Raw genomic sequence first — 12,959 nt, 5'->3', positions numbered from 1 at the left:
GCGTGACATGTGCGAACTCCTTTCCGTTCGGTTGGAAGATGACTCACAGAACTTCTGTGATGGGTCAACGATATATCGCTATGGCGGAGAAGTCAACCCGGCGACGCGTCGCGCTCCCCCGTCGACCGCCGCGGGCTATCGTGAGCGCGTGCGCCGACTCCGCCGATCGACCGAACCCGCCCTCCCATGAGAGTGGGCGTCATCGGCGCCGGCGCCGCGGGCCTCGTCACCGCGTGGCTGCTCGACGAGGCGCACGAGGTCACGCTCTTCGAGCGCGATCACCGACTCGGCGGGCACGCCGACACGCGCACGATCGAGGTCGACGGGCGACCGGTCGAGGTCGACGCCGGCTTCCAGTTCTTCTCCCCCGGTTCGGCCTACGCGACGTTCAACCGGCTGCTCGACGCGCTCGGCGTCGAGCGCGAGTCGTACGCCGCGACGCTCACCCTGACCGACACGCGCGCGAGCCGATCGCTCGCGATGCCCCCGATCCGAGGTGCGCGGGTCACGTTCCCCTCGCTCGCGCCCGACGCGATCGGCACCCTCCTTCGGTTCCGCTCGTTCCTCGACCCCCTGCCCGAGTTCCTCGCGCGGCGCGACTCGACCGTCACCGTGGCGGAGTACCTCGAGCAGGCACGCCTGCCGAAGCCGTTCATCGACGAGTTCCTCGTGCCGCTGCTGCTCGCATTCTGGTGCGTCGAGCGCGAGGAGTTCCTCGGATTCGCGGCCGTGAACGCGTTCCACTACCTCGGCGTCAACGCGACGAGCGGCCTGCGAGCGCCCGTGCAGAGCGAGATCCCGGGCGGCCTCCGGGTCTACGTCGACGCCCTCGCGGCCTCGCTCGAACGGACGCGGGTGAGAACGGATGCCGCGATCACCCGCATCACGCGCGCCGATGACGCCTACCGGGTCACCGCCGCCGACGGGAGCGTGCACGAGTTCGACCGGCTGGTGCTCGCCTGCAACCCCAGGCAGGCGGCCGAGCTCATCGCGGAACTGCCCGGACTGGATCGCACCCGCACCCAGCTCGAGCGGTTCCGCACGTTCGAGACCCGCATCGCGATCCACGGCGACGCTCGGTTCATGCCGCCGCACGAGGCATCCTGGTCGGTCGTGAACGCCAGGTGGGACGGCGCGCACAGCTCGCTGACCGTGTGGAATCCGCGGCGCGGCCTGCCCGTCTTCAAGAGCTGGGTGACCCACGACGACGAACTGCCCGACGAGGTGTACGCGCTCGCTACGTACGAGCACGGCATGATCACGCCCGAGTACTTCGACGCGCAGTCGAGGCTCAAGGGGCTGAACGGCGCGCACGGGCTCTGGCTCGCCGGGCTGTACATGCACGACGTGGACTCGCACGAGAGCGCCGTGCGCTCGGCGGTCGCCGTCGCGCACGCGCTCGCGCCCGACACCTCTCGGCTGCGGGCGCTCATCGGCCCACGTTGAGCCGGGCGCCTACGGCGTCAGCACCTGCGGGCTGCCGACCGGGGCATCCGCACCCATCTCGTCGGCGATGCGGTTCGCCTCCTCGATGAGCGTCGCGACGATCTCGGACTCGGGCACGGTCTTGATGACCTCGCCCTTGACGAAGATCTGGCCCTTGCCGTTGCCGGATGCCACGCCGAGGTCGGCCTCGCGCGCTTCGCCGGGTCCGTTCACGACGCATCCCATGACGGCGACGCGCAGCGGCACGGTCATGCCCTCGAGGCCGTCGGTCACGTCGTTCGCGAGCTTGTAGACGTCGACCTGTGCACGGCCGCACGACGGGCACGAGACGATCTCGAGCTTGCGCTCGCGGAGGTTCAGCGACTGCAGGATCTGCAGGCCGACCTTGACCTCCTGCGCGGGCGGCGCCGAGAGGGAGACCCGGATGGTGTCGCCGATGCCCTCGCCGAGCAGGATGCCGAAGGCCGTCGCCGACTTGATGGTGCCCTGGAACTCGGGGCCCGCCTCGGTCACGCCGAGGTGCAGGGGCCAGTCGCCGCGCTCGGCGAGCAGGCGGTAGGCCTTGACCATGACGATCGGGTCGTTGTGCTTGACGGAGATCTTGAAGTCGTGGAAGTCGTGCTCCTCGAAGAGCGACGCCTCCCAGACGGCCGACTCGACGAGCGCCTCCGGCGTCGCCTTGCCGTACTTCTCGAGCAGGCGGGGGTCGAGCGAGCCCGCGTTCACGCCGATGCGCAGGCTCACGCCCGCGGCCTTCGCCGCGGCCGCGATCTCGCCGACCTTGTCGTCGAACTTGCGGATGTTGCCCGGGTTCACGCGCACCGCGGCGCAGCCGGCGTCGATCGCCTGGAACACGTAGTTCGGCTGGAAGTGGATGTCGGCGATGACCGGGATCTGGCTCTTCTTGGCGATGATCGGCAGCGCCTCGGCGTCGTCGCGGCTCGGCACGGCGACTCGCACGATGTCGCATCCGGATGCCGTCAGCTCGGCGATCTGCTGCAGCGTCGCGTTGATGTTCGTCGTGGGCGTCGTCGTCATCGACTGCACGCTCACGGGGGCATCGCCGCCGACGAGCACCTTGCCCACCTTGATCTGGCGGGACTTGCGTCGCGGGGCCAGGACTTCGGGGACTTTCGGCATTCCGAGATTCACAGCAGGCACAGGTCGAGTCTACTTCCGCGGGACGGGGCGTCGGCTGCGACGTGGCGAACCGGCGCCCCGATCTCAGACGTGCCCGACGCCGAAGGTGAAGGGAGCGATGATCGTGACCACCTCGACGCCCACGTCGTTCGTGAACTCGCTCACCTGCACCGAGTCACCCGATGAGACCGAGCAGCGCCTCGCGGAACGCCTCCGGGTGCTCCAAGTGCGGCGAGTGCCCGCATCCGTCGAGCTCGACCTCGGTGACCGCGCCGCCGCCTGCCGCGTAGCGGCCGAGCACGACCCGCGTCTGCGACACCATCGGCTGGGGCGGCGCGACCTCGTCGCCCGGCCAACCGGGGATGATGCCGGCCGCCCCGAGCTGGTTGAGGTCGAAGAACGAGGCGTCGCCGACGATCGCATCCTGGGCACCGTGGATCCAGAGCAGCGGCGGCTTGACCGCGAGGTCGGCGATGCCGCTCGTGTCGAACACCGTGGGCGCCATCGTGTTCAGCACGCCCCGCCGGCCGGGGGCGAAGCCCGGCCAGTGCTCGGAGGGCGCCGCATCGCCCGGATAGTGATCGGTGCCCGTGACCGTCGAGAGCATCGACTCGACCCAGACGTCCTCGTGCTCCGAGACGAATCCGGGAGCGACGTAGCTCGAGCGGTACACCGCGCGTGGAGATCCGGGCTCATCGCTGCGGTCGCCCGCCGCGAGGCGCGCCACGAAGTCGGGGTTCGCTCCCCCGCCGCCCGTGCCCGCGGCATCCGGCACCAGCAGGGAGCCATCGAGCGCGGTGCCGCCGAAGCCGTACGGCGAGACGGTCGACTGCAGCGTGAGGCTCGCCACGAGATCGGGTCGGTCGAGCAGCAGCTGCATCGCCACGCCGCCGCCCATGCTCCAGCCGACGACGTGCACGGCGCCGAGGCCGAGCGCGTCGACCACCGAGGCCACGTCGTCGGAGAAGTCGCGCACGCCGCGCGTCGCGTCGACGGGCAGCGCCTGGCTGTCGCCGAATCCGCGCAGGTCGACCGCGAGGGCCCGGATGTCGCCGGGCAGGCCGAGCATCGTCGGCTGCCAGAACAGCGACGACGAGACGTTGCCGTGCACGAACAGCACCGTGCGCGAGGCGGCGGATGCGGCATCCGCCTCGCGTTCGAGCACGTTGGCCGTCAGGCGCGGCGTGACCACCGAGCGCGCTCGGATGCCCGGGAGGAGCGTCTCGACCATGTCAGGCGACCGCCGACGTGTCGAGCGGCGGTTCGGTCGCGGCGACGACCTCGTCGACCGTGACCCCGGGCGCGCAGTCGACGAGCACGAGCCCGTCGGGCGTGACGTCGATCACGGCGAGGTCGGTGATGATGCGGTCGACGACGCGCTTGCCCGTGAGCGGCAGGGAGCATTCGTGCACGATCTTCGGCGAGCCGTCCTTCGCGACGTGCTCCATGAGCACGATCTTGCGGCGGGCGCCGTGCACGAGGTCCATCGCGCCGCCGGGGCCCTTGACCATCTTTCCGGGGATCATCCAGTTCGCGAGGTCGCCCGCGGCGGAGACCTGCATGGCCCCGAGGATCGCCGCGTCGATCTTGCCGCCGCGGATCATGCCGAAGCTCGTCGCAGAGTCGAAGTACGCGGCGCCGGGCAGCACGGTCACGGTCTCCTTGCCCGCGTTGATGAGGTCGGGGTCGACGGCGTCGTCGGCCGGGTACGGGCCGACGCCCAGGATGCCGTTCTCGGACTGCAGCAGGATGGTCACCCCGTCGGGCACGTAGTTCGGTACGAGCGTCGGCAGGCCGATGCCGAGATTCACGTAGGAGCCGTCGGAGAGCTCGCGGGCCGCCCTTGCGGCCATCTCGAAACGCGTGAGCGCCATGTCAGTTCCCCTCTCGCACGGTGCGGCGCTCGATGCGCTTCTCGATGTCGGAGCCGACCACGACGATGCGGTCGACGAAGATGCCCGGCAGGTGCACGGCATCGGGGTCGAGCTCTCCGGCGTCGACGACCTGCTCGACCTGGGCGATGCAGACCCGGCCGGCCATCGCGGCGAGCGGCGAGAAGTTGCGCGCCGACTTGTCGAAGACGAGGTTGCCGAACCGGTCGCCCTTGAGGGCGTGCACGAGCGCGAAGTCGGTCGTGATGGCCTCCTCGAGCACGAACTCTCGCGAGACGCCGGCGACGTCGAAGGACTGCACGGGCTTCACGGGGCTGGCGACGGCGATCGTGCCGTCGGGGTGGTAGCGGCGCGGCAGGCCGCCCTCGGCGACCTGCGTGCCGACGCCCGTCTGCGTGAAGAACGCGGCGATGCCGCTGCCGCCTGCGCGCAGCTTCTCGGCCAGCGTGCCCTGCGGGGTCAGCTCGAGCTCGAGCTCGCCCGTCAGGTACTGCCGCTCGAACTCCTTGTTCTCGCCCACGTACGACGAGGTCATCTTCGAGATGCGGCGGTTCGCCAGCAGCACGCCGAGCCCCCAGTCGTCGACGCCGCAGTTGTTGCTGACGACGCTGAGGTCGTCGACGCCCGCGTCGAGCAGGGCCTGGATCAGCACCATGGGGATGCCGCAGAGCCCGAATCCGCCGACGGCGAGACTGGCTCCGGATGGGATGTCGGCGACCGCCTCCTGAGCGGACCCGACGACCTTGTCGAGTGTCACGTTGCACCTTCCTGTGTTTCGGCCGCCTCGATGCGGGCGCGGATCACAGGGATCACGCTACCCGCGCCTCGGTCGGACATGACGATCGTGTAGTGGTTGACGTCGGGGATCTCGTGCACGACGACCTGCGGCATCCGCTCGGCCCATCGCGCCATGAGCCCCTCGGGGTAGAGCGGGGCCTCGTCGAGCAGGCCGCGGGGTGCGCGGAACACGTCGACCGGCCCGGGCAGTGCGGCGAGCGCGGCGGTGTAGCCTCCCGAGCCGTCGAGCTCGACGGCGTTCACGGCCACGGCGTCGGCGTTCGCCGAACTGCGCAGCGCCGGCTCCCGGCCGTCGACGTCGTAGTCGACGTACGCCTCGATCGCGTCGCTCCAGTACGGACCGAGGGCCGGATGCCGGCGCCAGAAGGCGACGTAGTCGGCGCGGCTGCGGAACGTCATCGAGAGGCGCTCGAGCGCCGGCCCGAGCAGCACCGCCGGCAGTTCGTCGGCGGGGATGCCGTCGGGATTGGGCACGGGCAGTCCGCCGTCGACGAGCGAGAGGCCCGCGACGCGGTCGGGGTGGCGTTCGGCGAACCGCACCGAGACGAACGCGCCCATCGAGTGGCCGACGACGTGCACCCGGTCGACCCCGAGCGCGTCGAGCACGGCGGCGAGGTCGTCGGCGTGCTGCACGAGCGTGTACGGGGCCGGCAGCGCGTTGCTGCGTCCGCGTCCGCGCAGGTCGGGCGCGATCACGCGGCGGTCGGGCAGCGCCTCGGCGAACAGGTCCCAGCTGCGGTGGGTGGCCGTGATGCCGTGCACCGCGAGCACCGGCGTGCCCGCGGCATCCGGATGCCACTGCCCGCCCGCGAGGCGGCCGCCCGCGACCGGCGCCGCGAACGAGGTCGATGCGATCGTGGCGGTCATCGTGCGCTCCATCCGCCGTCCATCGTGTAGCTCGCGCCCGTGACCATGCCCGCGTCGGGGCCTGCGAGCCACAGCGCCAGGCTCGCGACCTCGGCGGGTTCGACAAGGCGCTTCACCGCGGACTCGGTGAGCATGACCTTCGGCAGCACCTCGGACTCGGGGATGCCGTGCGCGATCGCCTGGTCGGCGACCTGCCGCTCGACGAGTGGCGTGCGCACATATCCGGGGTTGATGCAGTTCGACGTCACCCCGTGCGGCCCGCCCTCGAGCGCGGTCACCTTCGAGAGGCCCTCGAGGCCGTGCTTCGCGGCGACGTACGCCGACTTGAACGGCGAGGCGCGCAGGCCGTGCACGCTCGAGACGTTGATCACCCGGCCGAAGCCGCGCGCGTACATGCCGGGCAGCACGGCCCGGATGAGCAGGAACGGCGACTCGAGCATGAGCCGCATGATGAGCGCGAACCGCTCGGGCTCGAAGTCCTCGATGGGCCGCACGTGCTGGATGCCGGCGTTGTTCACGAGGATGTCGGCCTCGAGGTCGAGGTCGGCGAGCGCGGCGGTGTCTCCGAGGTCGACCTGCCATGCCTCGCCGCCCAGTTCGGCGGCCACGCGAGCGGCGGCCTCGCCGTTCAGGTCGGCGATGACGACGTGCGCCCCCGCCTCGGCGAAGGCCCGCGCGCAGGCCTCGCCGATGCCGCTCGCACCGCCGGTCACGACGGCGCGCCGTCCGCTGAGGTCGATCACGATTCCCCCTTCTCTGGCGCATCCGCGCGCCCCGTCGCTGTGCGGCCGGCGGCCAGTTCGGGCCGGCCGAGCGCTCCCCCGATGAAGCGCATCATCTCGTCGAGCACGTGCTGGGGCACCTCGCGGGTGCCGCTCGCGGTCGGGTCGGCGTCGTCGCCGGGCTCGGCGTCGGGGTCTCCCCAGAGCACCCAGCGCATGCCGATCATCTCGCCGATGCCCATGAGCGCCCAGGCCGCGACCGTGGGGTCGATGTCGCCGATCTCGCCGTCGGCCGCTGCGTCGCGCAGGCCGTCGATGTACCCCTCGACGATGCGCGTGTAGTGCAGGCGCAGTGCGTCGGGCGAGACGAGCTCGGCCTCGCGCACGACGCGGTACAGCGCCGGATGCTCCGCGGTGAAGCGGAAGAACGCCTCGAAGCCCGCTCGCTCGGCGTCGAGCCGGTTCGCAGCGCCTCTCGCGCCCTCGCTCATGGCCTGCCGCACGCGCTGGTTCAGGTCCTCGACGAGCTCGTCGAAGATGTCGAGCTTCGTCGCGAAGTACAGGTAGAACGTGCCCTGGCCGACGCCGGCGCGGTCGGTGATGCGCGAGACGGATGCCTCGTGGTACCCGTGCTCGCTGAACACGCGCTCGGCGGCCACCAGCAGCTTGCGACGCGTCTGCTCGCCACGGGCGGTGCGCGGCTTGGCGCTCATCTGCGGACCTCGTCTTTCGATGCGTCACGGTCGGATGGTTCGGGGACGGTTGCTTCGGAGGAGAGTTCCCGGCCGGAGGCGTCTCGATCGACGAGCGCACGGCGCAGCACCTTTCCCGCCGTCGAACGAGGGAGCTCGTCGATGACGTGCACGCGGCGCGGCACCTTGTACCGCGCGAGCGAGGCTGAGGCGAACTCGATGAGCTCGGCGGCATCCGTGAGCCTGCCCCGCTGGAGCACGACCCAGGCGACGCCGGACTCGCCCCAGCGCTCGTCGGGAACCCCGACGACCGCGACGTCGGCGACCGCGGGGTGCGCCATGAGCACGGCCTCCACCTCGGCGGGCGCGACGCCCTCGCCGCCCGAGATGTAGATGTCCTTGATGCGGTCGACGATCGTGTAGTAGCCGTCGTCGTCGCGCCGCACGAGGTCGCCCGTGCGGAGCCAGCCGTCGACGAGGGCCGCACCGGTCGCGACGGGGTCGCGGTGGTAGCCCGCGAAGACCGACGGCCCGTGCACGAGCAGCTCCCCCTCGGCCTCGCTGTCGAGGTGCTCGCCGGTGACCGGGTCGGCGACTGCGACGTCGACGTGCGGGTAGGGCCGTCCGGCCGAACCCGCGTGGGTGCGGGCGTCCTCGTCGGGCAGGCAGAGCACGTTCGGCGACGCCTCGGTGAGGCCGTAGCCCTGCGAGAGCGCGACGCCGCGCGCATGCCAGGTGCGCAGCAGGGCGGGCGGCATCGGCGCACCGCCGACGATCGCGTGCTCGAGGCTCGAGAGGTCGGTGCCGGCGAAGTCGGGGTGCTGGGCGAGGAAGAGGTAGTTCGCGGGCACGCCCATCATGGTCGTGATGCGGCGGTCCTCGATGAGGTGCAGCACACGACCCGGATCGAACGTGCGCTCGAGCACGACGGTCGCGCCGGTCCACCAGGCGAGCAGGGGCTGGATGTTCCATCCGCCGACGTGGTACTGCGGCAGCACCGCGAGCACGGTGTCGGTGGCCCGGATCTCGGCGATGCGCGAGAGCGACAGGTTGGTCCAGAAGCAGTTGAGGTGCGTGAGCACTGCGCCCTTGGCGCGCGCGGTCGTGCCCGACGTGAAGATGATGAGGAGTGCGTCGTCGTCGGCGACGTCGCGGCGCAGCGCCACGTCCGCCCGGACCGCGGCCGCCTCGCGGCCGACCGGACCCGCCGGTGCGGGCACCTCGGCCTCGACCCCGTGGGCGCCGAGCGGCGCGTTCGGGATGCGCCTGGCGAGTCGGCCCGACGTCGCCTTCGCGAGCGACTCGAACTCGTCCTCGACGAGGAGCAGGGCCGGTTCGGCGATCTCGAGCTGCTCGGCGAGCTCGCGCGGCGCGAGCCGCCAGGACAGCGGCACGAGCGTGAGCCCGGCCTTCGCGCAGGCGAAGAAGAGCACGACGTGGTCGGCGCTGTTGCCCGTGATCGAGGCGATGCGGTCGCCGATCGCGTACCCGGCGACGCGGAAGGCGTCGGCGAGGCGCTCGGCCCTCGCGTCGAGCTCCCGGTAGGTGAGCGCGACGCCCCGGTCGTCGATCGCGACGCGCTCCGGCGTCGCGCGGGCCCGGTCCCGGGTCCAGCGTCCGAGGGTGTGCAGGCCGTCAGGCATCGGTGGTCTCCTCCCCTTCGGCGGGGTGCTGCTTGCGGCCCGTGCGGATGCGCTGCGGGATCCCGGCGATGCCCCCGGGCAGGAAGAGCACCACGAGGATGAACAGCGTCCCGAGGATGAACAGCGGCTCGGACAGCGGCACGCGGAGCACGGCGGGCAGCCCGGCGATGAAGTCGGAACCCGCGAGCGCCGTGAGCCGCTGGTCGAGCAGTGTGTAGACGATACCGCCGACGATCGCACCCCACCGATAGCCCACCCCGCCGAGCACGACGATGACGAGCAGGGTGAGCGTGAAGTCGGCCGTCGCGACGCGCGGCGAGGCGCCCGACTGCAGCAGCAGGTAGCCCATGCCCGCGATCGCGGCGAGCACCGAGGCGACGACGAACACGAGCAGCTTGACGGTGTACGGGCGGAGGCCGATGACCCGCACGCGGAGCTCGTTCTCGCGAGTGGCCTCGGCGACGTGGCCCGCACGGCTCCGCTCGACCCACAGCACGACGAGGTAGACGAACACGAGCACGCCGAGCGCGACCCAGTAGAGGTTGCGCGTGTTCAACACGCCCACGAGGGCATCGGGAACGTTGGAGATGTCGAGCGCGAGGCCCTCGTCGCCGCCGGTCGCTCCGCCCGGGTTGCGGCGGATGATCACCGACCCGGCCTGGGCGAACGCGAGCGTGACCATCGCGAACGAGATGCCCGTGACTCGCAGTGCGAGCGCCCCGACCGAGGCCGCGAGCACGAGCCCGAACACCAGCGTCACGCCGATCGCGACCACGAAGATGAGCTCGCTCGGCCACTCGACCGGCGCGAACGCCTCGAGCGACATTCCGAGCCCGTAGGCGCCTGCCGCGAAGAACAGCGCGTGCCCGAACGAGAGCAGCCCGGCCAGGCCGAACATCATGCGGTAGCTGAGCGAGAGCGCGGCGATGAGCATCGCGTAGGCCAGCAGCTGCAGCGTGCCCGGCGTGTAGGTCGGTCCGGGCAGCACGCCCGGGATGTCGATCGCGAGCAGCGGCAGCACGGCGAGCATCACCACGAGCGCGAGGCCGCCGACGAGCAGCCACCTCGGACGTCGAACGGATGCCGCGGCGCGCGACTTCCCGTCGTCCGCCGCTCCTGCGGGGCGCGACGCCCGGCCGGTCGTCTCGGCGGTCGTCTCGGCGGTCGTCTCGGCGCCTGCTGTCGCGGTGCCGGGCGCCGCGGCCTCGTTCGTGGATCCGGGTGCCGCGGCATCCGTCGTCTGCCGATCGGTGTCAGGCGAGTGCATCAGGCGACCTTCCCCATGAGTCCGCGCGGGCGGACGAGCAGCACCGCGGCGAGCGCGACCACGACCACCAGGTCGCCCGTGCCGCCGAGGTAGAAGTTGGCGAACTGCTGGAGCACCGCGACGAGCACCGAGGCGACGGCGGCGCCCGTGAGGGAACCGAGGCCGCCGATGACCGTGACGATGAACGCGAAGATGAGCAGCGTCGAGCCGAGGTGCGCCGAGACGTACCCGTAGTAGACCGACGCGAGCACGCCGCCGAGGCCGGCCGCGGCGCCGCCGATCGCGAAGACCAGGGTGAACGAGCGACGCACGTCGATGCCGAGTGCGGTGACCATCGAGCGGTTCTCGACGCCCGCGCGGATGATGAGGCCGTACCGCGTGCGCTTCAGGAAGAGCACGATGCCGCCGAGCACGAGCACCGCGCACGCGATGAGCAGGAACCGGTCGTTCGGGATCTTCGCGCCGAGGATCTCGGTGGTCTGGCCGAGCCAGTCGGGCTTCTCGGTGTAGATCGGGTCGGTGCCCCAGATGCCCTCGAAGAGTGCGACCGTCGCGAGCGAGAGGCCGACGGTCACGAGCGCCTGCTCGATGTGCCGTTCGTACAGCCGGCGGATGAGGAGGTACTCGGTGAGGGCCGCGACGATCGCGCCGACCGCGATGCCGACGAACGCCGAGACGGCGAGCCCCCACCACGTGCCGTCGGAGACGCGGCGCCCGACCTCCCAGCCGAGGAACGCCGAGATCGTGAGGAACGAGCCGTGCGCGAAGTTCAGCACCCCCATGAGCCCGTAGATGAGCGAGAGCCCGCTCGCGACGAGGAAGTAGAGGGCGCCGAGCCCGAGTCCGGTGATGACGAGCAGGAGCAGGGTGCTCATCGGGTCTCCTCCAGGGGGTCGGCTGCGGCGCGGGTCGCACCGACGGCGGCAGCCGTCGGCGTGGCGGTCGGGGCGTCGGTCGGGGTGTCGGCGGCGTCGTGCACGCCGAGGTAGCGGTGGATGCGCTCGTCGTCGTCGAGCAGGTCGGTCGCCGCGCCCGTGAACACGACGCGACCGCCCGAGAGCACGACGACGCGGTCGGCGAGCTTGCGGATGACGTGCAGGTTCTGCTCGACGAGCAGGATCGGCACGGCCTTCGCGGCCTCGGCGAGCGCATCGGCGACCTCGTCGACGAGCTTGGGGGCGAGGCCCTTCGTCGGCTCGTCGACGAGCAGGATGCGGTTCTCGTTCACGAGCGCCCTCGCGAGCGAGACCATCTGCTGCTGGCCGCCCGAGAGGGTGCCGGCGCGCTGCGCGCGACGCGCGACGAGGTCGGGGAACAGCTGCGCGATCAACTCGCGGCGGGGTGCGCCGTCGCGCTCGGCGAGCCGCAGGTTCTCGGCCACGGTCAGGGCTCCGAACACCTCGCGGTCCTCGGGCACGTACCCGACGCCGCGCTGCACGATGCGGTGCGTCGGCAGCCGGTCGATGCGCCGGCCGTCGAGCCGGACCTCGCCCGTGCGCTCGATGAGGCCGAGGATCGACCTGATCGTCGAGGTCTTGCCGACACCGTTGCGGCCGAGCAGGGCGGTGACGCCGGTCGCGGGCACCTCGAACGAGACGTCCTCGACGACCTGCTGGCCGGCGATGCGCCCCGAGAGGCGCTCGACGACGAGGATCGGCTCGCTCACACCGCCTCCCCGAGGTAGGCGGACTGCACGAGGGGGTTCGCCATGACGGCCTCCGGGGTCTCTGCGGCGAGGAGCTCGCCGTGGTGCATGACCGCGACGCGGTCGACGAGGCCCAGCACCACGTCCATGTGGTGCTCGACCATGAGCACGGTGCGGCCGCCGTGGTGCAGGCCCCGGATGACTTCGGTGATCGCGGGCACGTCGCCCGAGGCGACGCCGGCCATCGGCTCGTCGAGCAGCACGACCTTCGGGTCCATCGCGATGAGCATCGCGATCTCGACCTTGCGCTTCTCGCCGTGCGCGAGGCCCGCGGCCTCGGCGTCGGCCCGGCCGGCCAGGCCGACCTCGTCGAGCGCGGCCAGTGCGGCTTCGGTGGCGTCGTCGGTGCGCCGCGGCATCCGGAGCACGGATGTCGCGCCGCCGGCGTGCGCCTGGGCCGCGAGCCGCACGTTCTCGAGCACGGTGAGTGCGGGGAACAGGCTCGACGTCTGGAACGTGCGGCCGAGGCCCGCGGCGGCCCTGCGGTGGATCGGCTCGCGCGTGACGTCGTGCGCGTCGAGGCGAACGGCGCCCTCGGTGGGTCGCATGACGCCCGAGATCACGTTGAACAGCGTCGTCTTGCCTGCGCCGTTCGGGCCGATCACGCCGAGCATCTCGCCCCGGCGCACCGCGAGGGAGACGTCGTGGAGGATCCGCGCGCCGCCGATGCGGAGGCCGACGTGCTCGAGCTCGAGCATCGGATGGTCGGTCATGGGTGCTTCCCTCGGTGTCGGGGGTGGGAGTCGGGTGCATGGTCGTGCGAGGAGCTCGTGCCTCGGTCGGCCGC

General features: G+C 71.6%; 13 protein-coding genes. 1 reads left to right on the top strand and 12 read right to left on the bottom strand.

The window, feature by feature from the left end:
* Positions 1 to 186 precede the first annotated feature (186 nt).
* Positions 187 to 1,446, top strand: coding sequence for an FAD-dependent oxidoreductase (locus BM342_RS17155; protein WP_092968289.1), 1,260 nt, complete (start codon positions 187 to 189; stop codon positions 1,444 to 1,446).
* Positions 1,447 to 1,455: 9 nt separating this feature from the next.
* Here BM342_RS17155 and ispG read toward each other — a convergent pair whose 3' ends face one another.
* The 12 genes from ispG to BM342_RS20215 form a co-directional block, all read right to left on the bottom strand.
* Complete coding sequence (gene ispG, locus BM342_RS17150; RefSeq protein WP_092968287.1) at positions 1,456 to 2,586, bottom strand: flavodoxin-dependent (E)-4-hydroxy-3-methylbut-2-enyl-diphosphate synthase; 1,131 nt, start codon at positions 2,584 to 2,586, stop codon at positions 1,456 to 1,458.
* Positions 2,587 to 2,761: 175 nt separating this feature from the next.
* Positions 2,762 to 3,817, bottom strand: coding sequence for an alpha/beta fold hydrolase (locus BM342_RS17145; protein ID WP_092968285.1), 1,056 nt, complete (start codon positions 3,815 to 3,817; stop codon positions 2,762 to 2,764).
* A 1-nt stretch (position 3,818) separates the two neighbouring features.
* On the bottom strand, positions 3,819 to 4,460 hold the full coding sequence (locus tag BM342_RS17140) for a CoA transferase subunit B (protein WP_177232235.1): 642 nt from the start codon (positions 4,458 to 4,460) through the stop codon (positions 3,819 to 3,821).
* A 1-nt stretch (position 4,461) separates the two neighbouring features.
* Positions 4,462 to 5,235: a CoA transferase subunit A gene (locus BM342_RS17135; protein WP_092968283.1), complete on the bottom strand. Its 774-nt coding sequence runs from the start codon at positions 5,233 to 5,235 to the stop codon at positions 4,462 to 4,464.
* Positions 5,232 to 6,143 (bottom strand): alpha/beta fold hydrolase, encoded by a 912-nt coding sequence (locus tag BM342_RS17130; protein ID WP_255368889.1) that lies wholly within the window; start codon positions 6,141 to 6,143, stop codon positions 5,232 to 5,234. Before BM342_RS17130 ends, BM342_RS17135 begins: the two co-directional genes overlap by 4 nt.
* Complete coding sequence (locus BM342_RS17125) at positions 6,140 to 6,886, bottom strand: 3-hydroxybutyrate dehydrogenase (RefSeq protein WP_092968279.1); 747 nt, start codon at positions 6,884 to 6,886, stop codon at positions 6,140 to 6,142. Before BM342_RS17125 ends, BM342_RS17130 begins: the two co-directional genes overlap by 4 nt.
* Entirely contained in the window at positions 6,883 to 7,578 is a 696-nt protein-coding gene (locus BM342_RS17120) for a TetR/AcrR family transcriptional regulator (protein WP_092968277.1), read from the bottom strand. Before BM342_RS17120 ends, BM342_RS17125 begins: the two co-directional genes overlap by 4 nt.
* A complete protein-coding gene (locus tag BM342_RS17115) occupies positions 7,575 to 9,200 on the bottom strand; it encodes a class I adenylate-forming enzyme family protein (protein WP_092968275.1) in 1,626 nt (541 codons plus the stop codon). Before BM342_RS17115 ends, BM342_RS17120 begins: the two co-directional genes overlap by 4 nt.
* Positions 9,193 to 10,467 carry a branched-chain amino acid ABC transporter permease gene (locus tag BM342_RS17110; protein ID WP_092968273.1) on the bottom strand — a complete coding sequence of 425 codons (1,275 nt, stop codon included), beginning with the start codon at positions 10,465 to 10,467 and terminating at the stop codon, positions 9,193 to 9,195. The genes BM342_RS17115 and BM342_RS17110 overlap by 8 nt, the downstream gene beginning before the upstream one ends.
* On the bottom strand, positions 10,467 to 11,342 hold the full coding sequence (locus tag BM342_RS17105; protein WP_092968271.1) for a branched-chain amino acid ABC transporter permease: 876 nt from the start codon (positions 11,340 to 11,342) through the stop codon (positions 10,467 to 10,469). The genes BM342_RS17110 and BM342_RS17105 overlap by 1 nt, the downstream gene beginning before the upstream one ends.
* Positions 11,339 to 12,133 (bottom strand): ABC transporter ATP-binding protein, encoded by a 795-nt coding sequence (locus BM342_RS20220; protein ID WP_092968269.1) that lies wholly within the window; start codon positions 12,131 to 12,133, stop codon positions 11,339 to 11,341. The genes BM342_RS17105 and BM342_RS20220 overlap by 4 nt, the downstream gene beginning before the upstream one ends.
* Positions 12,130 to 12,885, bottom strand: a complete 756-nt coding sequence (locus tag BM342_RS20215) for an ABC transporter ATP-binding protein (protein ID WP_092968267.1) — start codon at positions 12,883 to 12,885, stop codon at positions 12,130 to 12,132. Before BM342_RS20215 ends, BM342_RS20220 begins: the two co-directional genes overlap by 4 nt.
* Positions 12,886 to 12,959: the final 74 nt, after the last annotated feature.

The sequence above is a fragment of the Agromyces sp. CF514 genome (genome assembly GCF_900113185.1).
Lineage (GTDB): Bacteria > Actinomycetota > Actinomycetes > Actinomycetales > Microbacteriaceae > Agromyces.
Note: the sequence above shows the minus strand (reverse complement) of the source record. Positions and strands in the feature narration are given on the sequence as shown.

Excerpts from the sequence above, each read along its gene's own strand:
- ispG (WP_092968287.1), bottom strand. The coding sequence starts at position 2,586 with ATGCCGAAAGTCCCCGAAGTCCTGGCCCCGCGACGCAAGTCCCGCCAG.
- BM342_RS17120 (WP_092968277.1), bottom strand. The coding sequence starts at position 7,578 with ATGAGCGCCAAGCCGCGCACCGCCCGTGGCGAGCAGACGCGTCGCAAG.
- BM342_RS17115 (WP_092968275.1), bottom strand. The coding sequence starts at position 9,200 with ATGCCTGACGGCCTGCACACCCTCGGACGCTGGACCCGGGACCGGGCC.
- BM342_RS17155 (WP_092968289.1), top strand. The coding sequence starts at position 187 with ATGAGAGTGGGCGTCATCGGCGCCGGCGCCGCGGGCCTCGTCACCGCG.
- BM342_RS17105 (WP_092968271.1), bottom strand. The coding sequence starts at position 11,342 with ATGAGCACCCTGCTCCTGCTCGTCATCACCGGACTCGGGCTCGGCGCC.
- BM342_RS20215 (WP_092968267.1), bottom strand. The coding sequence starts at position 12,885 with ATGACCGACCATCCGATGCTCGAGCTCGAGCACGTCGGCCTCCGCATC.
- BM342_RS17110 (WP_092968273.1), bottom strand. The coding sequence starts at position 10,467 with ATGCACTCGCCTGACACCGATCGGCAGACGACGGATGCCGCGGCACCC.
- BM342_RS17145 (WP_092968285.1), bottom strand. The coding sequence starts at position 3,817 with ATGGTCGAGACGCTCCTCCCGGGCATCCGAGCGCGCTCGGTGGTCACG.
- BM342_RS17130 (WP_255368889.1), bottom strand. The coding sequence starts at position 6,143 with ATGACCGCCACGATCGCATCGACCTCGTTCGCGGCGCCGGTCGCGGGC.
- BM342_RS17140 (WP_177232235.1), bottom strand. The coding sequence starts at position 4,460 with ATGGCGCTCACGCGTTTCGAGATGGCCGCAAGGGCGGCCCGCGAGCTC.